The organism is Paenibacillus sp. EKM301P, from assembly GCF_011800295.1.
GTDB classification, from domain to species: domain Bacteria; phylum Bacillota; class Bacilli; order Paenibacillales; family Paenibacillaceae; genus Paenibacillus; species Paenibacillus polymyxa.
Genome location: NZ_JAALFM010000059.1, coordinates 1 through 826, shown reverse-complemented (window position 1 = coordinate 826; position 826 = coordinate 1). Strand labels below are relative to the sequence as shown.

General features: G+C 50.7%; 1 rRNA gene. It reads left to right on the top strand.

What is annotated here, in order from left to right:
• Positions 1 to 522: ribosomal RNA gene (locus tag HFD99_RS24800) — 16S ribosomal RNA — on the top strand; the annotation flags it as partial.
• Positions 523 to 826: the final 304 nt, after the last annotated feature.

Here is an 826-nt window from a genome sequence, read left to right as displayed (position 1 = left end):
CTTTCCTTCGGGACAGAGGAGACAGGTGGTGCATGGTTGTCGTCAGCTCGTGTCGTGAGATGTTGGGTTAAGTCCCGCAACGAGCGCAACCCTTATGCTTAGTTGCCAGCAGGTCAAGCTGGGCACTCTAAGCAGACTGCCGGTGACAAACCGGAGGAAGGTGGGGATGACGTCAAATCATCATGCCCCTTATGACCTGGGCTACACACGTACTACAATGGCCGGTACAACGGGAAGCGAAGCCGCGAGGTGGAGCCAATCCTAGAAAAGCCGGTCTCAGTTCGGATTGTAGGCTGCAACTCGCCTACATGAAGTCGGAATTGCTAGTAATCGCGGATCAGCATGCCGCGGTGAATACGTTCCCGGGTCTTGTACACACCGCCCGTCACACCACGAGAGTTTACAACACCCGAAGTCGGTGAGGTAACCGCAAGGGGCCAGCCGCCGAAGGTGGGGTAGATGATTGGGGTGAAGTCGTAACAAGGTAGCCGTATCGGAAGGTGCGGCTGGATCACCTCCTTTCTATGGAGAATCGTTTCCTGCGATGGAAACATTCAAATCAGCAGGTGTATATACCTGCGACCGGATATTCATTCGGTTCATCACGTTCGTGTGAATGAAATGGATATCCTGAACTTACTCACTCGTTGCTCAGTTTTGAGAGTTCAAACTCTCAAGATTCGACGAATGTTTCATTCACACATCGTGTGGAACCGAAATATTCATCGGGCTTCGCTTCGACGAAGCGAATTGCACCTTGAAAACTGGATACCGAAACGAAATTGCGTTTTAGAATATTCCTTTAAGCTGATCTTGTGTAAACAAG